This window comes from Thermobacillus composti KWC4 (assembly GCF_000227705.2).
GTDB classification, from domain to species: Bacteria; Bacillota; Bacilli; order Paenibacillales; family Paenibacillaceae; genus Thermobacillus; species Thermobacillus xylanilyticus.
This window is the reverse complement of sequence record NC_019897.1, coordinates 1,755,343-1,779,196: the sequence shown is the minus strand read 5'-3', so window position 1 is coordinate 1,779,196 and position 23,854 is coordinate 1,755,343. Positions and strand designations below refer to the sequence as shown.

The 23,854-nt window shown below is 62.1% G+C and carries 25 protein-coding genes; 15 read left to right on the top strand and 10 right to left on the bottom strand.

Going from position 1 to position 23,854, the window contains the following annotated elements:
• Window positions 1-11 precede the first annotated feature (11 nt).
• Window positions 12-1,163 carry a glycerate kinase gene (locus THECO_RS08265; RefSeq protein ID WP_015254577.1) on the top strand — a complete coding sequence of 384 codons (1,152 nt, stop codon included), beginning with the start codon at window positions 12-14 and terminating at the stop codon, window positions 1,161-1,163.
• Between the two features lie 14 nt (window positions 1,164-1,177).
• Window positions 1,178-1,966, top strand: a complete 789-nt coding sequence (locus THECO_RS08260; protein WP_015254576.1) for an alpha/beta hydrolase — start codon at window positions 1,178-1,180, stop codon at window positions 1,964-1,966.
• Between the two features lie 8 nt (window positions 1,967-1,974).
• On the opposite strand, the gene THECO_RS08255 is transcribed toward THECO_RS08260, so the two are convergent.
• A complete protein-coding gene (locus tag THECO_RS08255; RefSeq protein WP_015254575.1) occupies window positions 1,975-2,457 on the bottom strand; it encodes a C40 family peptidase in 483 nt (160 codons plus the stop codon).
• 213 nt (window positions 2,458-2,670) lie between these two features.
• The gene (locus tag THECO_RS08250; protein ID WP_015254574.1) at window positions 2,671-3,258 is read right to left on the bottom strand and encodes an AAA family ATPase; all 588 of its coding nucleotides are present in this window, start codon (window positions 3,256-3,258) and stop codon (window positions 2,671-2,673) included.
• Between the two features lie 169 nt (window positions 3,259-3,427).
• Here THECO_RS08250 and THECO_RS08245 point away from each other — a divergent pair, with 169 nt between their 5' ends.
• Window positions 3,428-4,402, top strand: coding sequence for an aldo/keto reductase (locus THECO_RS08245; RefSeq protein WP_015254573.1), 975 nt, complete (start codon window positions 3,428-3,430; stop codon window positions 4,400-4,402).
• Between the two features lie 78 nt (window positions 4,403-4,480).
• Here the strand turns inward: THECO_RS08245 and THECO_RS08240 are convergent, their stop codons facing one another.
• From THECO_RS08240 to THECO_RS08230, 3 genes are all read right to left on the bottom strand, one after another.
• The gene (locus THECO_RS08240) at window positions 4,481-5,386 is read right to left on the bottom strand and encodes an RraA family protein (RefSeq protein ID WP_015254572.1); all 906 of its coding nucleotides are present in this window, start codon (window positions 5,384-5,386) and stop codon (window positions 4,481-4,483) included.
• Between the two features lie 122 nt (window positions 5,387-5,508).
• Window positions 5,509-6,903, bottom strand: coding sequence for a mandelate racemase/muconate lactonizing enzyme family protein (locus THECO_RS08235; protein ID WP_015254571.1), 1,395 nt, complete (start codon window positions 6,901-6,903; stop codon window positions 5,509-5,511).
• A 51-nt stretch (window positions 6,904-6,954) separates the two neighbouring features.
• Window positions 6,955-7,740, bottom strand: a complete 786-nt coding sequence (locus THECO_RS08230) for an SDR family NAD(P)-dependent oxidoreductase (protein WP_015254570.1) — start codon at window positions 7,738-7,740, stop codon at window positions 6,955-6,957.
• 429 nt (window positions 7,741-8,169) lie between these two features.
• On the opposite strand from THECO_RS08230, the gene THECO_RS08225 reads away from it, so the two are divergent.
• Entirely contained in the window at window positions 8,170-9,189 is a 1,020-nt protein-coding gene (locus tag THECO_RS08225) for a Gfo/Idh/MocA family protein (protein WP_015254569.1), read from the top strand.
• Window positions 9,190-9,269: 80 nt separating this feature from the next.
• Here THECO_RS08225 and THECO_RS08220 read toward each other — a convergent pair whose 3' ends face one another.
• From THECO_RS08220 to THECO_RS08210, 3 genes are all read right to left on the bottom strand, one after another.
• The gene (locus tag THECO_RS08220) at window positions 9,270-10,232 is read right to left on the bottom strand and encodes a diacylglycerol/lipid kinase family protein (protein WP_015254568.1); all 963 of its coding nucleotides are present in this window, start codon (window positions 10,230-10,232) and stop codon (window positions 9,270-9,272) included.
• 98 nt (window positions 10,233-10,330) lie between these two features.
• Entirely contained in the window at window positions 10,331-11,341 is a 1,011-nt protein-coding gene (locus THECO_RS08215) for an LLM class flavin-dependent oxidoreductase (protein WP_015254567.1), read from the bottom strand.
• 49 nt (window positions 11,342-11,390) lie between these two features.
• Window positions 11,391-11,654 carry a zinc/iron-chelating domain-containing protein gene (locus tag THECO_RS08210; RefSeq protein WP_015254566.1) on the bottom strand — a complete coding sequence of 88 codons (264 nt, stop codon included), beginning with the start codon at window positions 11,652-11,654 and terminating at the stop codon, window positions 11,391-11,393.
• A gap of 137 nt (window positions 11,655-11,791) precedes the next feature.
• Here THECO_RS08210 and THECO_RS08205 point away from each other — a divergent pair, with 137 nt between their 5' ends.
• Window positions 11,792-12,724 (top strand): manganese-dependent inorganic pyrophosphatase, encoded by a 933-nt coding sequence (locus THECO_RS08205; protein ID WP_015254565.1) that lies wholly within the window; start codon window positions 11,792-11,794, stop codon window positions 12,722-12,724.
• Between the two features lie 119 nt (window positions 12,725-12,843).
• Window positions 12,844-13,038 (top strand): hypothetical protein, encoded by a 195-nt coding sequence (locus tag THECO_RS08200; protein ID WP_015254564.1) that lies wholly within the window; start codon window positions 12,844-12,846, stop codon window positions 13,036-13,038.
• Window positions 13,039-13,050: 12 nt separating this feature from the next.
• On the opposite strand, the gene THECO_RS08195 is transcribed toward THECO_RS08200, so the two are convergent.
• Complete coding sequence (locus THECO_RS08195) at window positions 13,051-13,950, bottom strand: manganese catalase family protein (protein WP_015254563.1); 900 nt, start codon at window positions 13,948-13,950, stop codon at window positions 13,051-13,053.
• Between the two features lie 151 nt (window positions 13,951-14,101).
• Between THECO_RS08195 and THECO_RS08190 the strand changes: the two genes are divergently transcribed.
• Together THECO_RS08190 and THECO_RS08185 are read left to right on the top strand one after the other, a co-directional pair.
• A complete protein-coding gene (locus tag THECO_RS08190) occupies window positions 14,102-14,539 on the top strand; it encodes an Hsp20/alpha crystallin family protein (RefSeq protein ID WP_015254562.1) in 438 nt (145 codons plus the stop codon).
• Between the two features lie 109 nt (window positions 14,540-14,648).
• Window positions 14,649-15,212 (top strand): alpha-L-arabinofuranosidase C-terminal domain-containing protein, encoded by a 564-nt coding sequence (locus tag THECO_RS08185; protein WP_041853856.1) that lies wholly within the window; start codon window positions 14,649-14,651, stop codon window positions 15,210-15,212.
• Between the two features lie 3 nt (window positions 15,213-15,215).
• Here the strand turns inward: THECO_RS08185 and THECO_RS08180 are convergent, their stop codons facing one another.
• Window positions 15,216-16,112 carry a LysR family transcriptional regulator gene (locus tag THECO_RS08180; RefSeq protein ID WP_015254561.1) on the bottom strand — a complete coding sequence of 299 codons (897 nt, stop codon included), beginning with the start codon at window positions 16,110-16,112 and terminating at the stop codon, window positions 15,216-15,218.
• Between the two features lie 164 nt (window positions 16,113-16,276).
• Here THECO_RS08180 and THECO_RS08175 point away from each other — a divergent pair, with 164 nt between their 5' ends.
• The 7 genes from THECO_RS08175 (at window position 16,277) to THECO_RS08145 (ending at window position 23,853) form a co-directional block, all read left to right on the top strand.
• Window positions 16,277-17,362, top strand: a complete 1,086-nt coding sequence (locus THECO_RS08175) for a branched-chain amino acid aminotransferase (RefSeq protein WP_015254560.1) — start codon at window positions 16,277-16,279, stop codon at window positions 17,360-17,362.
• An 8-nt stretch (window positions 17,363-17,370) separates the two neighbouring features.
• Window positions 17,371-18,405, top strand: a complete 1,035-nt coding sequence (locus tag THECO_RS08170; protein WP_015254559.1) for an LLM class flavin-dependent oxidoreductase — start codon at window positions 17,371-17,373, stop codon at window positions 18,403-18,405.
• 49 nt (window positions 18,406-18,454) lie between these two features.
• Window positions 18,455-19,627: a DUF418 domain-containing protein gene (locus THECO_RS08165; RefSeq protein ID WP_041854318.1), complete on the top strand. Its 1,173-nt coding sequence runs from the start codon at window positions 18,455-18,457 to the stop codon at window positions 19,625-19,627.
• 109 nt (window positions 19,628-19,736) lie between these two features.
• Window positions 19,737-20,381 (top strand): CAP domain-containing protein, encoded by a 645-nt coding sequence (locus tag THECO_RS08160; RefSeq protein ID WP_015254557.1) that lies wholly within the window; start codon window positions 19,737-19,739, stop codon window positions 20,379-20,381.
• Window positions 20,382-20,547: 166 nt separating this feature from the next.
• On the top strand, window positions 20,548-21,387 hold the full coding sequence (locus THECO_RS08155) for a metallophosphoesterase family protein (RefSeq protein WP_015254556.1): 840 nt from the start codon (window positions 20,548-20,550) through the stop codon (window positions 21,385-21,387).
• A gap of 38 nt (window positions 21,388-21,425) precedes the next feature.
• Window positions 21,426-22,763: an ABC transporter substrate-binding protein gene (locus THECO_RS08150; protein ID WP_015254555.1), complete on the top strand. Its 1,338-nt coding sequence runs from the start codon at window positions 21,426-21,428 to the stop codon at window positions 22,761-22,763.
• Between the two features lie 13 nt (window positions 22,764-22,776).
• Window positions 22,777-23,853 (top strand): ABC transporter ATP-binding protein, encoded by a 1,077-nt coding sequence (locus tag THECO_RS08145; RefSeq protein ID WP_015254554.1) that lies wholly within the window; start codon window positions 22,777-22,779, stop codon window positions 23,851-23,853.
• Window position 23,854: the final 1 nt, after the last annotated feature.

Here is a 23,854-nt window from a genome sequence, read left to right as displayed (position 1 = left end):
GAGGCTTCAGCATGAAAATCGTACTGGCGCCCGACTCGTTCAAAGGGTCGGCAGGCGCCGCCCGATTGTGCGACGCGATGGAAAGCGGCATCCGGTCGGTGCTGCCGGACGCCGAAATCGTCAAGCTGCCGCTCGCGGACGGCGGGGAAGGGACGATGGAGAACCTGGTGGCGGCAACCGGCGGAGAGATCCGCTTCGTCCCGACGGTCGATCCGCTCGGCAGGCCGATCGAAGGCCGCTACGGCGTGCTCGGCGACGGCAAGACGGCTGTCATCGAGCTGGCGGAGGCGTCGGGACTGACGCGGCTGGCCGCCGGGGAGCGCGATCCTCGCCGCGCCACGACGTACGGCACCGGGCTGCTCATCAAAGCGGCGCTTGATGCCGGCATTCGTTCGTTCATCGTCGGGCTGGGCGGAAGCGCGACGAATGACGGTGGCGCGGGGCTGCTGCAGGCGCTCGGCATGCGGCTGCTGGACGAAGACGGACGCGAGCTGGAACGCGGCGGCGACGCGCTGGCCCGGCTCGCGGCCATCGTCGGATCTTCCTTCGATCCGCGCATCCGGCAGAGCCGGTTCGTCGCCGCCTGCGACGTCAGGAATCCGCTTGTAGGGCCGGCCGGCGCTTCGGCTGTGTTCGGACCGCAGAAGGGCGCCGACGACGCGGCGGTCCTGGAACTGGATGCCGCGTTGGAGCGCTATGCGGCCATCGCCGCGCAATTTACGGGTATCCAGGTGCGTGACATGCCCGGAGCCGGCGCGGCGGGCGGCGCGGGCGCGGCGCTGCTCGCTTTCCTGAACGCCGAGATGCGGCCCGGAGCCGAGCTCGTCATGGAAGCTGCCGGATTCGCGGACAAGATCCGCGGCGCTTCGTGGATTATAACCGGCGAAGGACGGCTGGACAGCCAGACGGCATCGGGCAAATTGATCAACCGGGTATGCGACGCGGCGCGGAAGGCGGGCGTTCCGGTCATCGCCTTGTGCGGAAGCGTCGAACCGGACCCCGGGCTGCCGGAACGCCTCGGGCTGACGGCGGCGTTCCCGCTGGCGCCCGGCCCGTGCCCGCTTGAAGAATCGCTGGCTTCAGCCGAGCAGTGGGCGGAGGAACGCGCGGCGAGCGTGTTCCGGCTGATCGCCGCTGCATCAAGACAACACAACACGGGATAGGAGACGGTAACGAGATGGCGCTTATTCAATGTCATTTCTTTTCTGAGGTGCTCGGCCTGAGCACGACGATGACGGTGATCCTGCCGCAGCAGACGACAAAGCAGATCGGCATGAAGGGGGAAGCGTCCTCCGGACGCCACAAGACGCTGTATTTGCTGCACGGCCTGAGCGACGACGACTCGATCTGGCTGCGCCGCACCTCGATCGAACGTTATGCGGCGCCTTACGGGCTGGCCGTCGTCATGCCGCAGGTGCACCGCAGTTTCTATACCGACATGCACAGCGGCGGGAAGTACTGGACCTTCCTGACCGAGGAGCTGCCGCAGCTGGCGCGCTCGTTCTTCCCGCTCTCGGACCGGCGCGAGGACAATTTCGTCGCCGGGCTGTCGATGGGCGGTTACGGCGCCTTCAAGTGGGCGCTTCGCAAGCCGGAAATGTTCGCCGCCGCCGCCAGCTTGTCCGGCGCGCTGGACATGGCAAACCATTTGAACCGGCCGTTCGATTCGAGCCTCCGCCCGATGTTCGAGCAGATCTTCGGCCCGGAACTGGACATCGCCGGCACGGAGCACGATCTGCTCTGGCTGCTGGAGCAGACCGGCCATGCGGACTCGCTGAAGCCGAAGCTGTACCAGTGTTGCGGCACCAGCGATTTCCTGTATCAGGACAATCTGAATTTTACCGAAGCGTGCAAGAAGACGAATTATGACCTGACCGTCGTTTACGACGAAGGGGAGCATGAGTGGGGATATTGGGACAGGCACATCCAGCGGGTGCTCGAATGGCTGCCGCTGGAGCGTGCCTGACCGGTCCGTCACAGGACGCGGCGCGCCGTGACGAAACGCTTCTTCCAGTACGAGGAATTCATGTCCGAGATCGTCACGCCGTGATTCGATGATGCATGGATCATTTTGCCGTCGCCGACGTAGATCGCGACGTGGCTGATCGATTTGCCGTTCGTGCGGAAGAACAGCAGATCGCCCTGGCTGATGTTGCCGCGCTCCACTTTCTCGCCGGCTTTCGCCTGCGCTTTCGACGTGCGCGGCAATTCGACGCCGAGCGCGGCGTACACGTGCTTGGCGAACAGGGAGCAGTCGAAGGCGACGGGCTCGCCGTTCTTGATCAGCCCGCCCATCCGGTAAGGGGTGCCGATGAATTCCTTGCCGACCTCGATCAATTGTTTCGATTGTTCGGTCGCGGCGGATGCGGGGTCCGCCAGCGCAGCGCCGGCTGCTCCGTAACCGACAGCCGCCAAAAGCATGACGGCGAGGCTTCTCTTGATGACACCTTGACGCATGAACCTGTTGTCCCTCCTTGTCGATTGGCCGACCGGCCGCTGTTTCTTACTATACCACAGCACCCGGAAAGCCTTTCGCGGCCATGAAAAAGGCAATTCCCGGTCAAGGAGGGATGGATGCGCATTATGAAATTCGCGTTAGAATTTTCTCATGGTGAAGCGCGAAAAAAATGACAAGCCGCCGCGATCGGCGCGGCAGCTTGTCGATTCCGGTCAAGCCCGGATGAACCGGTACAGCTCATCAACCCGCTCTTCGGTGAGCGGCGGGCTGTTGTCGAAGATTTTGACGGCTCCGTCGGGCAGATCCCAGCGGATGTCGGGCACGAACCTGGCCCGCGCCGCGAACGCTTCCCAATGGTCCAGCTTCCAGCGGTCGCGCTCCGTCCGGCGGGCGATGATTCGTTCCTTCTGCATCTCCATGTTCTCCAGCGTAACGACGATGATCTTCACATCGACCTCGGCGCGCGTCTTCCCGGCGGAACGGAGGACATCCTCGATCCAGTCCGGATTTATCAGTTCGGATGTAAAAGGGGAGATCATGAAGACGTTCTGGCCGGCTGCCAGATTGTCAATGCAGATGTCGCGCGTTGTATCGTACTCGAGGTCGCGAAGATGTCTTTTGTAGTATTCGGAATCGCGGTCATTCGGGTCCAGGCCGTTCTGCACGAGCGCATGCTCGACGAAACGGCCGCCCACCGTATCGCGGTCCAGAAACGCCGCCGGCATCCGTTCAGCCAGCTTGCGGGCGATGGTCGTCTTGCCGGTACCGGCGACACCTACGAAGAAGACGAGTTTCTGCAAGCGCAATTCCCTCCGGATGATTTGCAATTGAAGTCGTTATAGCAAGTCCTGACCCAGCATATCAAAACATCAGGGCAGGGTAAAGCATGGAAACGTGTCCGGTTCCATCCTGTTTCCGGCGGGGCGGGAACACGGACATGGAATATATACTGCAAGGAGGAAGGATGACATGAAGTACACCACCCTTGGCAAATCCGGGCTGAAAGTGAGCCGACTCTGTCTCGGGACGATGAATTTCGGACCGACGACGGACGAGAAGGAAGCATTCCGCATCATGGACGCGGCGCTCGATGCCGGCATCAACTTCTTCGATACCGCGAACGTGTACGGCGGTCCCGGAAACCGGGGCGTGACCGAGGAAATCATCGGCCGCTGGTTCGCGCAAGGCGGCGGCAGGCGCGAACGCGTCGTGCTGGCGACGAAGGTGTACCAGAGCATGGAGGAGCCGAACAACCCGAACGACGAGCGCGGGCTGTCGGCCTACAAAATCCGCCGCCATCTCGAGGACTCTCTCCGCCGGCTCCGGACGGACCACATCGAGCTGTACCAAATGCACCACGTCGACCGCAATGTCACATGGGACGAACTGTACGGCGCGTTCGAGACGGCGATCTTGCAGGGCAAGATCGGCTATGTCGGGGCGAGCAACTTCGCGGCCCGCGACCTCGTCAAGGCGCAGTACGAGGCGCAGAAGCGCGGTTTCCTCGGCCTCGTGTCGGAGCAGCACAAATACAGCCTGCTGTGCCGTCTGCCGGAGCTTGAGGTGCTGCCGGCCGCGCAGGAGTACGGCATCGGCGTCATCGCGTGGAGCCCGCTCGACGGCGGCGTGCTCGCCGGCAATTTCAATCCGCCGCAAGGCTCGCGCTCCGCGAACCATATGGACAAGATCGAGAAGCTGCGCCCGCAGCTCGAACGGTTCTCGAAGCTGTGCCGCGAGCTCGGCGAATCCGAAGCGGTGGTGGCGCTTGCCTGGACGCTGGCGCATCCCGCGATGACCGCGCCGATCATCGGGCCGCGGACGGTCGAGCAATTGAACAGCGCGCTGCGCGTCGTCGAGCTGGAGCTGACGGAGGATGTGCTGCGCGAAATCGACGAGATTTTCCCGGGTCCTGGCGGCTCGGCGCCGGAAGCATACGCGTGGTAATTCTGATCCGCTCGCATCCATCAGAAAAGGCATGCCTTGAGGCATGCCTTTCTTGGTGATATGCGGGGTGTTCGGGGGTTACATGCGCACGCTGCTGGACGGCCCTTCGTCGCGGCGGGCGCGCGCTTGCTCCAGCTCCTTGTCCCAGTTCAGATGGCGGTATTCGGCGGCAGCCGGGTCGCTTTCGAACCAGCGCATGAAATCTTCCCACATTTCGAACGACCATTCGGAGTCGATCTGCGCGGTCGTGTACACCTTCTCGCGCAGCCGGACGAAGCCGAAAATGTCGCGCACCTGCGATTTCTCGGCGCGGACGACCGTCTCCTCGGCCAGGTGCGGCGGCACGAAGATGACGCCGGCCGGCGTGCCGACGACGACGTCGCCCGGCATGCAGATCGCCTTGCCGATCCGCGTCGGCACGTTCATGCCGACCATCGTGACATCGCCGATCGGAGTCGGGTCGATGCCGCGGTAGTAGACATTGATGCCTTCGATGTTGACGACCTGCTGCAGGTCGCGGATGCCGCCCCAGATGACCGCGCCGCCGCGTTTTGTCCGCGTCGCGATGGCGGTGCCGAGGTTGCCGCCGATGTAGGTGCCCTGGAATACTTTGTCGAACATGTCGACGACGACGACGTCGTCCTCGACAAGCTGGTCGATGACCCATTGATTGAAGAAGCCGCGCCGGCCTTCCTGCTCGTGGCCGTAATTCAGCAGCGTCTCATGCAGGTCGGGACGCAGCGGCACCATGACGGCCGTCACCGCGCGGCCGACCATGATCTTGTCCGGGTGGACGATTTTGAAGTCGCCTTCGAACTGGAATTTGTAGCCGTTCATCCAGAGCGGCGCCCAGGCTTCCTCAAGCGTAATTTTGCGCATCCGCTCGAGGATGTTGTCCGGCACTTTCGGGCGGCCGTTCGGGAAACGCTCGCCTTTCCACAGCGGGGTAAGCTGAATGATGTCTTCGGGATTGTCGAATTTCATGACGGTTGGCACCTCTCCGTATTCGTAGTCGGTACAGCCGTTGAACCATGCCGCCGCAGCGGCGACTAAGCTCAATAGGGAAGGGGCCGCTCCCGGATTCCGTTACGGCCCCTTTCAGGCGGTCAGCTCCAGAGCCGGTCGTTGCCGACATAATGGTTCCATTCGTCGGTCGGTTCCCACAGGCCCGGCACTTCCGGATGCAGATGCTGGGCGATGACTTCGTCGTTCAGCTCTTCGATGCCGAGGCCCGGCGCATCCGGTACATGGATGAAACCGTTCTGCACGAGCGGCTTCGGCAGCTTCGGCGCGATGATGATGTCGTCCCACCAAGGCACGTCGACCGAGTGGAACTCCAGCGCCAGGAAGTTCTCCGTGGCGGCGGCGACATGCACGGCCGCGAGGCAGGCGACCGGGCTTTCCGCCATGTGGATCGCCATGGCAACGCCGTAGTCCTGCGCCATGTCGCCGATCTTCTTCGTCTCGAGAATGCCGCCCGTCGTCAGGACGTCCGGGTGGATGATCGAGACGGCGCCGGATTCGAGCAGCGGCTTGAAGTTTTCCTTCAGATAAATGTCTTCGCCCGTGCAGAGCGGGGTGGAGACGGCGGACGCCAGACGCTTCCATTGATTCGTGTACTGCCACGGAATCATGTCTTCCATCCAGGCCAGGTTGTACTTGTCGATCCGCCGGCCGAGCTTGATGCAGTCCTCGACGCCGATATGGCCGAAGTGGTCGATTGCGAGCGGGACTTCATAGCCGATCTCGGCCCGCACTTCCGCCACGTACTGCTCGAGCATGTCGAGTCCTTTCTCGGTCACATGGATGCCCGTGAACGGATGGGCGATATTGTTGTATTCGTATTGACGGTTTTTCAGCCTGCGCAGCTCTTCGACCGAAACGTTCGGGTTGCGGCGCGCTTGCCAATATTCGCGGTTCGCGGCGCGCCATTCCTCGAGGAATCCGAGCGGCGCGCTCAGCGTGCCCGGCTCATCGATGATCTGGCCGATGCCAAGGTCCATCTTGAGGAAGGTGAACCCTTTCTCCATCCGCTTCTTGAGCGCTTTGCCCATGGCGGTGCCGGTGTCTTTGCCTTCAACGTCGGTGTCGCAGTACATCCGGATCTTATCGCGGAACTTGCCGCCGAGCATCTGGTAGATCGGGATGCCGTACGCTTTGCCGGCGAGGTCCCACAGCGCGATCTCGATGCCGCTGACGCCGCCGCCCTGGCGCGCATGGCCGCCGAACTGCTTGATGCGGCGGAACAGCTTGTCGATGTTGCACGGATTTTCGCCGAGCAGGCGGGGTTTGAGCATTTGGGCGTACACTTTGTCCGCGCCGTCGCGCACTTCCCCGAAGCCGACGAGGCCCTGGTTCGTGTACACTTTGATCAGGCTGCAATGCATCGGCGCGCCGACGATGTCCGCGAACCGGATGTCCGTAATGCGCAGTTCCGACGGGCTGGAGAATGTGTTGACGTGGGCAAGTGTGCTTTCGTAGGTTTCTTTCTTATTGGCCATAAATCCGTTGCTCCTTCTCGTCTGGAAAATGGATTGCGGCGAATCAGACGGTCATTCGGCCGTCCGTTTCATTTTGCCGTCAAGATAATGCATCAGAAATCCGCCATCCACACGGATGTCCGCACCGTTGATGTAACGGGAATCGTCAGAGGCGAGGAATAGAACCGTTTCGGCCAGATCGTCGTGGGTGCCGAGCACCGCGTTCGGCACTTTGTAGCGGTAATGCTCGTACAGCAGCGACAGATCGCTCCGGAAACGTTCGTCATCGCCTTCCACGGGGCCGAACTCGATCGAATTGACCGAGACGCCGCTTCGGCCGAGCCGCAGCGCGGCTTCGCGCGTCAACATCTTCACCGCGCCTTTCGAGGCGCTGTACGGAAACGACGATCCGGTCGGCTTCTCGGCATGGATCGAGCTGACGAAGACGATCTTGCCGCGGCGCCGTCCGGCCATTCGTCCGCCGACCGCCTGGGTGCAGATGAAGGCTGATTTGGCGTTGTAATGGATCAGACGCCGGAACCAGTCCTCGCTGCCATGTTCAATCGTTCCCGGTTCGGTCAGGTCGTTGTTGTGCACCAGAATGTCCACTTCGCCGATCTCGCGCGACGCGGCCTCGAGCGTGCGATCCAAGTCGTCTCTGCTGCACAGGTCGATGTTCACCAACATCACCTTGCAGCCGGTTGCGCGGATGCGGTCCAGCTCCTCCCGGATCGCGGCGCCGTCTGACGCGCTGTTCAGAATGAACGATGCGCCTTCGGCGGCCAGCCGGCGAAAGATGGCTGTCCCCGCGGAACTGTCGGCTTCGGTCAGGAAGACGATTTTCTCTCTCAGTCTCATGTATCCCCACCTTCCGTGCGAATGGGCTGCGATAGCGGTTACACCACCAATGTTACATAACCGGTTATAAGCGTCAAGGAGACAATCTTGACCATGAAGTGGACGTATTTGATATTTTCTGTATGAGCGACAAGAAATCTGAGAAATATGCAACAAATCGTGCCGCGATTCGCGCCATTCCTTCAATTTTCCTCGGGACACAGCCATTATTCCCTTCGCGGAACGGGACCATTCTTCGCAGGAGGCAGCTTTGCGAACTGGAGTCCATTGAGGCGGCCGAAGGGGGGAGGGCGGGGACGATGAGTTGCATAAGGGAAGCGGTCATGACAAAATCGTAAGCATATAAGACAAGATCGCCGCTAGCCTGACAGGCGGAAAAACGTTAAGATGATATCGGTTGCAATCCAGCAGGAACAAGGAGTGTCGGACATGTCCAAAATCAAGGTCGCAGTCATCGGCTGCGGATCGATTGCCAAACATCGTCACATCCCCGAATACGCCGCGAACGAGAACGTCGAGCTCGTGGCCTTCTGTGACATCGTCATTGAACGGGCCCAGGAATACGCGCAGAAATACGGCGCGCGGGCTTACGCGGATTACAAGGAGCTGCTTGCGGCCGAGAAGCCGGACGCGGTCAGCATCTGCCTGCCCAACCATTTGCACGCGCCCGCGTCGATCGCTGCGGCTGAAGCCGGCGCCCACGTGCTCGTCGAAAAGCCGATGGCGGGCAGCAAAGAAGAAGGCGAGGCGATGATCGAAGCCGCGCGCAAGAACAACGTCTTCCTGATGGTCGCCCACAACCAGCGCCTGATGCCGCCGCATGTCAAGGCGAAGGAAATTCTCGAATCCGGCGTCCTCGGCAAGGTGCTGACATTCCGCACGTCCTTCGGCCATCCGGGTCCGGAAGGTTGGAGTGTCGACGGCCGCAACAGCTGGTTCTTCGACAAGCCGCAGGCGATCATGGGCGCCATGGGCGACCTCGGCGTGCACAAGTCGGACCTGATCCGGCATCTGCTCGGCGACGAAGTGGCCGAGGTGTCGGCGTTCATTTCGACGCTGCACAAAGAAGGCACCGAGGTGGACGACAACGCGACGTGCATCCTGCGCATGAAGAGCGGCGCCATCGGCACGCTCGTCGCAAGCTGGACGTATTATCGCGGCGAAGACAACAGCACGGTGCTCTGGTGCGAGAACGGCGTCATGAAGATCGGCACCGACCCGGTTGACCAGGTGATCGTCGAACTGCGGGACGGCACGACGCAGCGCTACAACGTCGGCGAAATCGCGACGAACGAGAAGCAGACGACGAGCGGCATCATCGACGAGTTCGTGAACTGCCTCGTAACGAACACGCCGCCGCGCATTTCCGGCGAAGAAGGGCTGAAGTCGCTGAACGTCATCCTCGCGGCGTTCGAGTCGCAGGCGACCGGCCGCACGGTCAAGCTGTAATCCAAGCGGCTATTTAATAGGAAGCAAAAGGAAAAGCCAGGCGGCCGGTTGTGCCGGAGCCTGGCTTTCGTTATGGCATGTCAGACGATGATTTCGACCGCGCTTCGGTGGGCGTGAATGTCGAACGGCGCAGCGCCGACTTCTTCGCCGTCGGCATGGACGGAGAGCGGCGACGACGATTCGAGCCGGATGCGCCGGCCGCGGAAGAACGAGACGCCGGCGATGGATGTATGGCTACCCGAGTATACGCGGGGAAAAGCCGTGATCAGTTTCATCCGGGTGATGCCCTGCACGACGCAGACATCGAGCAGGCCGTCATCGGGCGAAGCATCCGGGTTGATCCGCATGCCGCCGCCGTAGGACGGAATGTTCGATACGGATGCAAGCCAGACGGCTGTCAAAGGATGCCGCTTGCCGTCCACCTCAAGCACCGCATCGACAGGCCGATAGGCGGCGAGTACCCGGACGAGCAGCAACACGTAGGCGAGACGGCCGAGCCGAACCCGGCCGAGCAGCCGCTTGAGCGGGGAACGGTTGACGGCGGCAGCCACCGCCGCGTCGAGTCCCGCGCCGTATGAGCTGAGCGCCGCTCCGCCGCCCTGGGACCGAATGATATCAATGCGACGGCTTCGGCCTTCGCGCAGCGCATCCAGCAGGTTGGACAGCGCTTTCATGGGATTTAACGGAATGCCGTGGCCGCGCGCAAAATCGTTGCCGGAGCCGGCCGGAATGAACGAGAGCGCCGGCAGGCGGGCGGCCTCAGCATCGGGACAGGCCTTGAGCAGACCGAGCGAGGCTTCCCGCAGCGTCCCGTCGCCGCCGACCACGACGACGATGTCGCGAAACGGCCGATCGTCCCGAACCGCGACGCTGTTTTCCGCCAACTGCCGGCAGATTTCGGCGGTTTCCCCGGGCAATGCCGTCAGATGGACGGCATGCCGGACGCCGCTTCGTTCCAGCAGCGGCCGGATCCGCCTCCAGACGCGCAGCGATTTCCCGTTGCCGGCGGCGGGATTAATGATGAAGTGGAGCATGGTGGTCATCGCGTTCATCCATTTCATGAAGTTAATGTTTTATGGAGTTAATCTTCAACATCATGAATTGAAATTCCTGTCGCCGCCGACGGCATTCCGTTCCGCGCTCAGGCCTTCGCGGCCAGTCCGAACGCTTCCGCGATGAGACGGAAGGAGGCGAGGCGCTTGGCGAAATCATGGATCGGGCTGACAATCAGCAGTTCGTCCGCCGCATACTCCTCCGCGAGCCGTTCCAGCGCCTCGCGTACCTGCCCGGGCGTTCCGATGATGCGCCGGCTTCTGGCGCGGCGAATCAGCTCCAGGTCGAACTCGGTGTACGGATAATTCCGAGCCGTTTCGACGGTGGGCAGATAAGGCAGTTCGAACCCCCGCTCGATGCCGAGGAAGTAAAGGTCGGTGCTGAGCGCCAGGTCATTCGCTTCTTCCTCCGTCTCGGCGCAGATCGCGAGCACCGCCGCCAGCGCCCTCGGTTCGGAACCGAGCCGCTGCGGCCGGAAATGTTCTTTGTACCAGCGGATCGCCTCCGCGCCGCCCGGCGTGCCGAAAAACTGGGCGAACCCGTACGCGGTGCCGAGCTGCGCGGCGATGCGCGCGCTCTCGTCGCTGGAGCCCAGCAGCCAAATCTCGGGATGCGTGTCGACCGACGGGGAGGCGAAGAGGCCGGGAAAGCGGTGATCCTCCGTCGTCTCCTGGAAATAGTCGATCAGGTCGAGCACCTGCTGCGGATACTGGTCGTAATGATACGTCTTGCCCTCATGGAGCGCGCGCGTGGACAGCGGCCGTCCGCCGGGCGCGCGACCCAGGCCGAGGTCGATCCGGCCCGGATGGAGCGCTTCGAGCAGGCGAAAGTTTTCCGCCACTTTATAGGCGCTGTAATGGGGCAGCATGACGCCTCCCGAGCCGACCCGGATCGAGCGCGTGGCCGCCGCCACATGCGCAATCATGATTTCCGGGCTGGAATGGGCCAGCGACCGGCTGCCGTGATGTTCCGACATCCAGAACCTGCTGTAGCCCATCCGTTCCGCCTCGACGGCGAGCCTTGTCGTCTCCCTGAGCGCTTCCGCTGCCGTCTTGCCTTCGCCGACCTGCGACTGATCCAGTATGCCGAGTTTGATCATGATCCCATCGCTCCGTTCCGTAATGCGGTTTCCAATGCCTGCTTCCGGTCTACTTGCCGGAGGGACGCGTCGCCTGCTCGAGCGCCTCCAGCAGCCGGAACGCTTCTTCGTTCGTCCGGCCGCAGTGCTCTTCGGAAGGCGTGAAGGCGCGGCACACCTCCGGCCGCCCGGGATGCCCGAACAGCGCGCAGCGCCGATCGGTGGTCAGGTGAATGCAGGGAACGCCGGCCGGCTTGCCGTGGGGCATGCCGGGAATGGGTGACGAGATGGAGATGACGATGCAGCAGGCTGCGCAGCCGACGCGGCATTCCATGCGGGCACCTCCGGGACAGTTATGGTGTTATTTCTTACGATACTACACCGCGGCGGCGCTGTCGAACACGCTTGCGGCTGCACGTCCGGGTGCGTTATACTTACGGAGGCAAAATCCTACAATAAGGAGCAGGAAACATGGATAAGGTACTCATATTCGGGCATCGCAATCCGGATACCGACTCGATCTGCTCGGCCATCGCATACGCCGAACTGAAGAAGAAGCTGGGACAGCAGGTCGAAGCGGTGCGCCTCGGCGCCGTGAACGCGGAGACGCAGTATGCGCTGGATTATTTCAAGACGGAAGCGCCGCGGCTCGTCGAGAAGGTGGCCGATGAGACGAAAACGGTCATCCTCGTCGACCACAACGAACGGCAGCAGAGCGCCGCGGACATCGACCAGGTGCGCGTTGCGGAGGTCATCGACCATCACCGGATCGCCAACTTCGAGACGGCCGGTCCGCTCTACTATCGCGCGGAACCGGTCGGCTGCACGGCGACGATCCTGAACAAGCTGTACAAGGAGAACGGCGTGTCCGTCGAGCCGCGAATCGCCGGCCTGATGCTGTCGGCTATCATTTCCGACTCGCTGCTGTTCAAGTCGCCGACCTGCACGCCGGAAGACGTGGCGGCCGCCCGCGAACTGGCGGAAATCGCCGGAGTGAACGCGGAAGAGTACGGGCTCGCCATGCTGAAGGCCGGCGCCGATCTGAGCAAGAAGACGATCGACGAACTGCTGTCGCTCGACGCGAAGGAATTCCAGATGGGCAGCGCGAAGGTCGAGATCGCGCAGGTCAATGCCGTCGACGTCAACGACGTGCTGTCGCGCCAGGCCGAAGCGGAGGACAAGATCCGCGCGATCATCGACGCCAAGGGCCTTGACCTGTTCCTGTTCGTCGTGACGGACATTCTGAACAACGATTCGGTCGGCATCGCGCTCGGCAAGCAGGCGTCAGCCGTTGAGCAGGCTTACGGCGTCAAGCTGGAGAACAACCGGGCCGTGCTGAAGGGCGTCGTCTCGCGCAAATCGCAGATCGTGCCGGTGCTGACGGAGACGCTGGCCGGAAAGTGAGATCGAATATGAACGTTGAAATCCCGCGGATGGACCGCGGGATTTTTGCCGTTTCCGGTGAAGGTATAATTTGGATGCGGCAGGGACACAATGAGCGTGTATCAAGGAGGAATGCCCCCATGCTCAGATGGATGGCCCGCATCAACCTCGCTGCCGCTTTCGCCGTGCTCCTTGTGTTCCACCTGCTGCTGTATTATTTCCTCGGCACGGACAACTGGCTTTCCATCGCGCTGCTCGCCGCCATCGTCGAGACGGGCGTGCTGGCGATCATCCAGATTGCCCTCGGCGGCCGGGAGGAAGACAAGGCGCGCTGACCGGGCCTTCCGTTACATCCCGGCCTCCTGCGACAGCCGCCTTGCGATCTCCTGCAGATCTTCGGGCGTGATGCCGGGCGCGAATTCTTCCGGCAATTCCCCGAGATCGGGAACGGGGCCGCCGTAGCCCGGAACGCCGGAGAACGCCTCCAGCCGACCTCCGTCGATCGGATGCGTTCCGCGCCAGATCCTGGCGATCTGCTGATAGTCGTTGTCGCTGAACGTATAGAGCCGGCGGTGCTCGCCGCGCTCTTCCCAGGGCCGGGCCGCGTCGAACGCCTTGTTGTCCAGCCGCGGAACGGGGAGAATTTTGGTCACATCGACGCCGGTGATCATCGAGATCGCCTTCGCATAAGCCAGGATGTGAACACCGCCGCGCACGAGCAGATAGCCGATCATCGCGCGGGCCGTCGGATGGTCGGTCATTTCGTACACCCGCATTTTGTGCGTGCGGGCGCCGATTTCCAGATAGTAGTTGTGGATCAGGTCGAAGATCAGGTTGCCGCTGGAGACGACGTGGGTGCCGTTCCACGGCCGACCCATCGAATCGACGGGCAGCGAGGATTGGGCGCCTTCAATGAAATGGATCGCCATGCGCAAATCTTTGGCCGAACCGAGCGGCGTCGTGTCCGGATCGCCCGGCCGCGTCGTGCCGGTCAGCATCAGGTTGATTGTGTTCGCCACCAGTTCCACATGGCCGAATTCCTCCGCCGTGATGCTCGCCACCAGGTCGTAGAACGGACGCAGCTTCGATTTTCCGCGAAAATTGAACGATTGGTATAGGTAATTGTTCAGCGTCGACATTTCGCCGAACTTGCCTCCGAGCAATTCCTGGACCGCGCTTGCCCCGTTCGGATCCGGGTGTGCCGGAACCGGAAGTTCGATGGCGAGTCTGTCTATTCGTTTGAACATGTGGTTCCCTCCTTGTATTGTCGTAATTTGCCCTCTGAACCACATGTGTATGAATGACGGATTGTCCGTTATGCGCATGCATATTCCGGGCAGCAACGGGACAAATTAACCGCAAATCCATTCTGATTCCACATCAAAAGGAGTGATAGCGGTGCCGCTCATTCCGTATGATCCGATTCGCCAGATTGACGCGCTGCGCAGAAATGTGGACCGATTCTTCGATGACTGGCCGTTTGCCGGACGGTTCCTGGAAAGTGCGGGCTATGGCCGAATCGATCTCTATGAAACGGAGAACGAGCTTGTTGCCCAATGCGAGGTGCCGGGGCTTGAGAGCAGGGAGGATGTTGAAATCTCGGTCGATCAGCAGACGTTGACGATCTCCGGCAGGCTGAAAGCGTCGGAGCAAGTCAAAGAGGAGCAGTATCATCGCCGCGAACGGTTCGTCGGCAAGTTCACGCGCTCGGTGTCGCTGCCCGTGCCCGTCGCTTCGGAAGGAATCTCCGCTTCCTATCGCAACGGCATCCTCGAGATTCATATGCCGAAAATGAAGGGCGACCAACGCAGACGGATCGACGTGCAATTCCATTGAACCGGGACTGCATGAGCCAAACCGTGCCGGCCGGACTCGATGTCCGGCCGGTTTTTCTGTTATGATGGGCGGGTGGAGCATCACCATCTGAAGCCAAGGAGTGTGCCGCATGCCATCCCGCATCCGTGTGGACGTGACGAAGAAGCAGAACGCCATTCATCCTTTGCGTCAAAGCGACGCGGTTACAATGGCGACATTCGCACAGATGGTCAACATTCTGGCGCCGATCTTCACGAACGAGCACGGTTCATTCCTTCAGACGATCTATCATCCGCTGAAATTGTACCGGGAACACAGCAGAAACTGGAAGCTGTCTTGCGAAACGGAGTCCGCGATGTTGACGGACGGGGAAGGAAAGCCGTCCGCCGTTCCGTGTCTGGACGTGTCCGCAACGTATCACGACGGTCGGGAAGAGATCGTGCTTGCCGTCGTCAACCGCGATCCGTCGCGGCCCGCAAAGGCGGTCGTATCGTTCACCGGAGCGGATGTTCCGGAAATCGCCGAGGCGATTGAATTGACCTGCCCCTCGTGGGAGACGGTGAACGGATTCGGCCTGGATGATCAGGTAACATGTTCGGTGAAGACGGATGCGCGGTATGACGCGGACGGCGGGTATGTTTTTCCGCCTCGTTCGATCACGCTGCTCAAACACCGATCGGCGATCCGGGACTGAGCCTTAACCCCCTTCGCGGAAGCTGTCGATGAACAGGCGGGCGCTGCGGGAGAGATAGCGGTCTTTCAGCCAGAGAATGCCGACCTCGGACGAAAGCGACGAATCGGCAAGCCGGATCGTCTTCGTACCCGCCGGCGGAAAGGCCGCAAGCACGGACCGCGGCAGCAGCGCGACGCCGAGGCCGACCGACAGCAGCGAGGAAATGACGGCCACGCTCGAACATTCGGCGATGATGCGCGGTTCGAATCCGTGCCTCCGGCATTCGGAGACAATGCGCTCGTGCATCGCTTTCGTACGGTCGGTACGCAGCGTCAGGAACGGCCATTCGGCAAGTTCGCGCATCCGGATCCCGCCGGGGGCGGGATGGGGCAGCCAGTCTTCCGGAATGACGGCTTCGAACGGTTCGGAAGGAAGGGGCAAAATTTCGTAGCCGTGATCCACATCCGGCGCTTCGAAGGGGAGGCGGGCGACGACGAGTTCGACGGCGCGCCTGGACAGGCGGTCGCCGAGCAGTTCGTGATCGCCTTCCGTTATTTTGAAGGTGACGCCGGGGTAAGTTTCCCGGAATTGCTTGATGCGCGGCGGCAGCAGGGAGACGCAGGATACGACGGCGCCGATCGAAAGCGTGCCGGTAATGCCTTCGTGAAGTTCCTTCACTTCCGTCACGATTTCCCCGAACAAGCGCAGCAGCTGTTCAGCCCGGCTGCGCAGCCGTTCGCCGGCCGGCGTCAGCGTCATCCGCCTGCCGGAACGGTCGAACAGGTCGACGCCGAGCTCTTCCTCCATCATGCGGAGCTGCCGGCTGAGCGGCGGCTGTTCCATGTTCAGTTTCCTTGCGGCACGCGTGACTTGGCCTTCTTCCGCGACGGCCAGGAAATAGCGAAGCTGGCGAATATCCATCCGGATCCTCTCCATTAACCATACCTAATCGGTATGCAAAATCGACAAAACCGATATTTTCAATATAGTCGAATCGTTGATAAGATGACAATAAGAATTGCGGGGCAGAGCCGGCATGCAGGCATTGTAAGCGTTTGCCCCTCTCAAAAGGAGCGGATGGAAAGATGAGAAGCGGCACCATGCCCGTCATCGAGCTGATCCCGGCGCGTGAAGCGAAGCCGAAACCGCCGGCCGACCGGCTCGGCTTCGGCAGACATTTCACGGACCACATGTTCGTTATGGATTACGAGGAAGGACGCGGCTGGCACAGTCCGCGCATCGTGCCGTACCAGCCGATTGCCCTCGATCCGTCGGCGATGGTGTTGCACTACGCCCAGACCGTGTTCGAAGGTCTGAAAGCGTTCCGTTCGGCGGACGGGCGCATCCGGCTGTTCCGGCCGGAGATGAACATCAAGCGGCTGAACCGTTCGTGCGTCCGCCTCAGCATTCCGCCCGTCGACGAACAACTCGCGCTGGAAGCAATCCGGAAGCTGGTCGAGACAGACAGCGGCTGGGTGCCGGGCGAGGCGGGCACATCGCTCTACATCCGGCCGTTCATCATTGCCACGGAACCGCATGTCGGGGTTGCGCCGTCGTCCACATATCTGTTTCTGATCATCATGTCGCCGGTCGGCGCCTATTATGCGGAAGGCCTGAAGCCCGTCAGCATCATGGTCGAGACGCGTGACGTCCGCGCCGTGCCCGGCGGCGTCGGCGATGCGAAGACCGGCGGCAACTACGCCGCCAGCCTCCGGGCGCAGCAAGAGGCCAAAAAGTACGGCAGCTCCCAGGTGCTGTGGCTCGACGGCGTCCACCGGCGGTATGTCGAAGAAGTCGGCAGCATGAATGTTTTCTTCAAAGTTGACGGCACCGTCGTCACACCGGAGCTAGGCGGAAGCATCCTCGACGGCATCACGCGGAATTCAGTGCTTCGGCTGCTGCAGCAATGGGGCGTGAAAGCGGAGGAACGCCGAATCTCGATCGACGAGATCGAGGAAGCGCATCGGGACGGACGGCTTGAGGAGGCGTTCGGCACGGGGACCGCGGCGGTCATCTCGCCGATCGGCGAACTGGTCCTGGGCGGCCGTAAGCTTGCGGTGAACGGCGGGGAGATCGGACCGCTCGCGTCGAAGCTGTACGAGACGCTCACCGGCATCCAGTACGGGCGCATTGAAGATCCGTTCGGCTGGATGATGGATGTCCTTCAATAACGGATTGGATGAGGCAGGCGGGGCAGGCGGATGAAATTCGCCGGTTGACAGCCTGCTTCTTCCAATCGGCCCTCGTCTCCGGCATGACGCCTTACGAAGCGATGCGGAATACCCTCGCATTGGCGGAGGCGGCGGACAGGCTCGGTTATGCCCGGTTCTGGGTGTCGGAACATCACGATACGGACGGGCTGGCCGGAAGCGCGCCGGAAATCGTGATGGCCGCCGTGCTGGCGCGAACCCGGCGCATCCGCGTCGGATCGGCGGCGGTGCTGCTGCAGCATTACAGTCCGTACAAGATCGCGGAACAATTCCGCGTGCTGGAGGCGATGTTTCCCGGCAGGGTCGACCTCGGCATCGGCCGCTCGTCCGGCGGCAAGCCGCCCTCCGCGGCCGCGCTTCAATACGGCGCCGGCAGCGATGCGACGTTCGAGCGGCGGCTGATCGACCTGGCCGGTTTTCTGCGGGACGATCTGCCCGCGGATCATCCGTATGCCGGCGTCCGGGCGCGCCCGTCGATACCGACCGTACCGGAAATCTGGCTGCTCGGTTCGGGAACGCAGAGCGCGGAGCTGGCATCGCAGCTTGGCGCATCGTTCGCATACGCCCATTTCTTCAAAGGCATTCCCGGCCATGACGCCATCCGGAACTACCGCGACCGCTTCCGCCCGGGCCCGCTCGGCGACAAGCCAAGGACCGCCGTCTGCACGGTCGTGATCTGCGCCGAGACGGACGAGGAGGCGGAGCAGCTGGCTGCGCCGGTCGATCTGCGCATGCTGCTCATCGACAAAGGCGAATTCGCGCGGCCGTATTTGACGCCCGAGGAGGCGGATGCCTATCCGTACAGCGAGGAAGATCGGGAGCGCATACGGGCCAACCGGACGCGCATGATCGTGGGCGGACCGGACAAAGTGAGACGCGATATCGAACGGTTCTGCCGGGAATACGGGGCGGACGAGCTGATCGTGCTGACGATGCTGCATGATTTTGACGCCCGCCTGAGATCGTACGAACTGCTTGCGGAAACGATGGGAATAAATGTATGATGTCGATATGGCAAACGAAGAATCGCTGCAATGGAAGGAGTACCGGTCGTTGAACGAACGCCATTCATCCGAACGAATCGAACTCATTGACATCATCCGCGGTTTTGCCGTATTCGGCATCTGTCTCGTCAACGTGCCCGAAATGGCTGGCAACGGCGTCTATTTCCGCTCCGGCTTCGAAGGAAGCGACGCGCTGATCCGGGTGCTGTACGACATGTTCGTGCAGTCGAAATTTTACACGATTTTCGCTTTTCTGTTCGGCGTATCGTTCCATCTGTTTCTGCAATCGGCGCAGCGCCGCGGGCTTGCGCCCGGACCGGCGGCCGCCCGACGCTTCGGCGCGCTCCTGTTGTTCGGCGCCGCGCATGCGATCCTGCTCTGGTTCGGCGATATCCTGCTGACTTACGCGCTGCTCGGCTTCTTCCTGCTTCCGTTCATCCGCAGGACGGACACGACGGTGGCGGGTTGGGCGTGGTCGCTGCTCGGCGTCGCCGTCTTCATTCACGTGCTGCTCGGATTGACGATGCTGGCCATCCCCGCCGACCGGAGCCTGGATCCGACATTCGCAGCCGGTTTGCCAGACATGGCCGAACGGCTCAGATTTTTGTACACGGAAAACGCGATGAACCTGCCGATCTACGGTCTGGAAGTGCTGGGCCTGTTCCTGCTCGGCTTGTATGCCGGCAGGCGCGGCTGGTTCCGGCCCGGCGCCGCAAGCGCCCGCAGGATCGCCAGCGTCCAATGGACGGCGCTGGCCGTCGGACTGCTGGCCGCCGCGCCGATGGCATGGGACTATGCGCATGATCCGGTGTATCAATTTGATAAGCACTACTTGTATGTGTTCCTTAGCGGCAAGGCGCTGGCCGTCTTCTATGTCGCGACGCTGATGCGTCTTACGGGCGGGGAACGCGCCGAACGGTTCCGGCCGCTGGCCGCCGTCGGCCGGATGGCGTTCACCAACTACCTGACCCAGACGATCCTCACGGCGGCGCTGGTGCAGGCGCTGCGGATCGAGGCGGGCGAATTGCCGCTTTGGGCCACGCTCCTCTGGTCTGCGGTGCTGCTCGCCCTGCAGACGGTCTGGAGCGTCTGGTGGCTGAAGCGGTACCGGATGGGGCCGTTTGAATGGGTGTGGCGCATCTGCACCTGGCTGCGCGTTCCCGCCCTGCGCCGGCAGCCTGCGCGGTCGGCCGGCGCCGGAACAACCGGAATCGCCATATAACGTGCAATCGGGCCGTTCCCGCGGGGGAGCGGCCTTCGTCTTTGAAGCATAATTCGCACCGATCTGCGGCACCATATGGAAAAACTGCGACTGCAAGGAGCGTTTTTCCATGATGAAAAGACTGATCGCATCGGTGCTGTCCATCGTCCTGACCGCGCTTGGCGCCTTGGCCGCCGCGCCGGCCGCCGTCCATGCACAGCCTGCGGACACCGACGTTTACACGGTCAAGCCGGGAGACACCCTGTGGATCATCTCGCTGAACTATCAGGTCGGCCTGAGCGAAATCATCGCCGCAAACCCGCAGATCAAGGATTCGCACTGGATCTACCCCGGGGACAAGGTGACCGTGCCGCTTCTGAGCGGCGTCAAGTCGATTGAGGCGCAGGTCGTCGAGCTCGTCAACCAGCAGCGGGCCAAGAACGGGCTGAAGCCGCTCAAGCTGAACTGGGAACTGTCGCGCGTCGCCCGTTACAAGAGCGAGGACATGCGGGACAGAAGATATTTCTCCCACAATTCGCCGACTTACGGCAGTCCGTTCGATATGATGAAGGCGTTCGGCATCCGCTACAGCGCCGCCGCCGAGAATATCGCAGCGGGCCAGAAAACCGCACAGGCGGTCATGAACAGCTGGATGAACAGCCCGGGTCACCGCAGCAACATTCTGAGCGCAAGCTACACCGAGATCGGCGTTGGCTACGCGTCGGGCGGCAGCTACGGCCACTACTGGACCCAGATGTTCATCAAGCCGCGTTGAACCGAAAACGGCTGGACACACACGACGGCTGATCGGGATTCCTTCCGATCGGCCGTTTTTTTTCGCCTTTACAAAATCTTCTCATCCGGTTGACGCTGCGGCGACATTTCCCCGTTACGATAGGGCATATCCGGATATGACCAATCAAGCGGGAGGAGAGGAAAACATGCGACTGGTGCTGATGGGCGATCTGCATTATCACAACGTCGACGGGTCGATCCCCGGCTGGCGCGACGCGCGGGACCGGTTCTACGGTTCGCTGCTCGGGAAGTTTCTGGACATCGAAGCCGACTGGCACATCTCGCTCGGCGACCTGACGAATTTCGGCACGCCGGCTGAGCTGGAAGGCGTGTTCGGCCTGATTCGCCGGAGGGACAGGCGGTTCGTCCATGTGCTCGGCAATCACGACCTGTACGCCATGCCGCGCGATTTCGTATTGCGCGCAAACGGCGGTCAGCGCTACCACGCGGTCGAGACCGGCGAGGCCGTGCTCGCGTTCCTCGATACGGCTCGGGAACAGGATCGGCGGGACTGGAGCGGCCATGTTGATGAAGCGCAGCTCGCGTGGCTGGAATCGGTCGTCCGGGCGTCCGGCACAAGGCCGCTGCTCGTGTTCGCGCATCACCCGGTTTACAATACGACGGCGAGGTCGACGGAACCGAAAGGCTCCATTGTGCCCGAGATCGACATCCGCGCCATCCTCGGCATGAAGCGCGGCGTCGGTGTCTATTTCAACGGGCATACGCACGCCGAGTCGATCGTCCGGGAAGACAACTGGACGTTCGTGCAGCTCGCCGCCTGTCTCGATGTGCCTTCGTTCCGGCTTGTCACGGTGGAAGCGGACGAGATCCGCATCGACGCGGTCGATCTCGATGACGATTCGCTCATCGCGGATGCGCAGTTTCTGCATCGGTACATGCCGCATTTCGCGCCCCGCGAAGACGCCCGCGGCGGTGAGGCGGACCGGACGGCCCGCGTCGGGATCGCGCCGGCTCCGAGCATTTGAGCGGAAGGACATGATGACCCGGATGGGAGAGTGGAGAAATGAACCGGAGATGGATGGCCGTCTTGCTGGCGGTTTCGATGACGGTTGTGCTCGCGGCCTGCGGCGGCGGCGGAAGCGGAGAAGGCAGCGCCGGCGGTACGCAGGCTTCCGGAGCTAAAAGCCAAGGAGGCGCCGCGGATAACGACAAGGACAAGATCGTCATCCGCTATTGGTACGCGTTCGGCGACAAGATCGAGGAAGCGAAGCAGGAGCTGGTTCGCAGGTTCAACGAGTCGCAGGACCGGATCGAAGTGATCGCCGAACATCAGGGCAATTACGATGACCTGCACGCCAAGGTGCAGGCGGCGTTCGCGGCGGGCAACGCGCCCGCGGTCACCGACCTCGAGATCGCGTCGACCGGAATGTTCGCCCGTTCCGGCATGCTGCTTGAACTGACCCCGTACGCGGAGAGGGATGCGGAAGCGCTCAAGCTCGACGATTTCAATCCGGGGCTGATGGGCAACGCCTATGTCGACGGCAAACTGTACGGCCTGCCGTTCATGCGCAGCACGCCGATCATGTACAAGAACGTGACGATGCTGAAGGAAGCCGGGCTCGATCCCGAAGGACCGCGCAACTGGGAGGAATTGGAGCAATATGCCCGCGTGCTGAAGGAGAAAGGCAAGTACGCCATGACCGTGCCGGTCGACATCTGGTTCTATGAAGCGCTCGTCTTCCAGAGCGGCGGCCGGATTCTGTCCGAAGACGGCAAGAAGGCGCTATTCGACTCGCCCGAAGGCGTCGAACCGGTCGCGTTCTGGAAGCGTCTCGCCGAAGAAGGCCTGATCAAGATTCCGGTCGGCGACGATGCGGGCGCCGCGGCGGACAAAGACTGGGCGAACCAGATCTCGGCCCTGCGCTTCGCTTCGACGGCTGGCGTGTCGGCCGCCATCGAGATCGCGGAAGGCAACGGCTTCGAGATGTCGACGTCCTTCATGCCGGCGAACCGCGACTACGGCGTCCCGACGGGCGGCTGCCAGCTCGTCATCACGTCGAAGCTGACGGATGAAGAGAAGGAAGCGGCGTGGGAATTCATCAAATTCATGACGACGACGGAAAGCACGATCTACCAGCACAAGCATGTCGGCTATCTGCCGACCCGGCTGTCGGCGCTCGAAACCGACGAGCTGAAGGCGCATTTCGCCGAATATCCGCAATACAAAGTCGCGGTCGACCAGCTCGCGTACGCCAATCCGCGGCCGATGGAAAACGCGTATCCGGAGATCGTGATGCTCATCAAGAACGCCATCGAGAAAGCGATTCTCGATCCGAAAGTGTCGCCGCAGGAAGCGATGGACGAAGCAGCCGCGAAAGCGGACAAACTGCTCGCGAAATGACAAGGAGGAGACCATGGCCCGCATCGAACTGATCGACGTCGTGAAGCGATTCAAAGGGGAGACCGTCATTCCGAATCTGAATCTGACGATCCGCGAAGGCTCGTTCACGGTGCTGGTCGGCCCGTCGGGCTGCGGCAAATCGACGACGCTGCGCATGATCGCCGGACTCGAGCGGCAGACGTCCGGCGACATCCGGATTGACGGAGAGCTCGTCAATGACACGGAACCCGGCAAGCGCGACGTGGCGATGGTGTTCCAGAATTACGCGCTCTATCCGAACATGACCGTCCGCGGCAACATTGAATTCGGCCTGAAGAACCGCGGGGTGCCCAAGCGGGAGCGCGAACGGCTCATACGCGACATCTGCGAGATCGCCGGCCTGACGCCGTACCTCGACAAGAAGCCGCAGAGCCTGTCCGGCGGACAGCGGCAGCGCGTCGCCCTCGCACGCGCGATGGTGAAAAATCCGAAGGTGTTCATTCTCGACGAGCCCCTCTCGAATCTGGACGCGAAGCTGCGCGGCCAGATGCGCACCGAGCTGATCGAGCTGCACAAGCGGCTGGGCACCACATTCGTCTACGTCACGCACGACCAGGTGGAAGCGATGTCGATGGGCGACCGGATCGTCGTGATGAACAAGGGCGAGGTGATGCAAGCTGCCCCGCCGATGGTACTCTACGAAGATCCGGACAACCTGTTCACCGCCCAGTTCATCGGCACGCCGCCGATGAACGTGCTGCCTGCGTCCCGCCTGCCGGGCCTCCGGACGGAAGGGGAGGGGCACGCCGAATTCGTGGGCTTTCGCCCCGAACACGCCTTGCTCTCGCCCGAGACGGCGGAACTTACGCGGGAAGGCCTGGTGATCGCAGGCCAAATCGCAACCCGGGAAAGCCTCGGCGCCGAGCAGGTGTACAAGCTGCGCTGCGAAGCCGGATCGTTCTTCGTGAAGTCGTTTCTGAACCCGTATGTCGGCGGCGACTTCGCCCTGGCCGTCGTGCCTTTCGAGCGGTTGTACTTCTTCGACCGGGACGGCAACCGGCTGCGCAGGCTGCGAGCGGTCCGGCCGCAGCTAGCGGCGGCGGGGGTGTGAC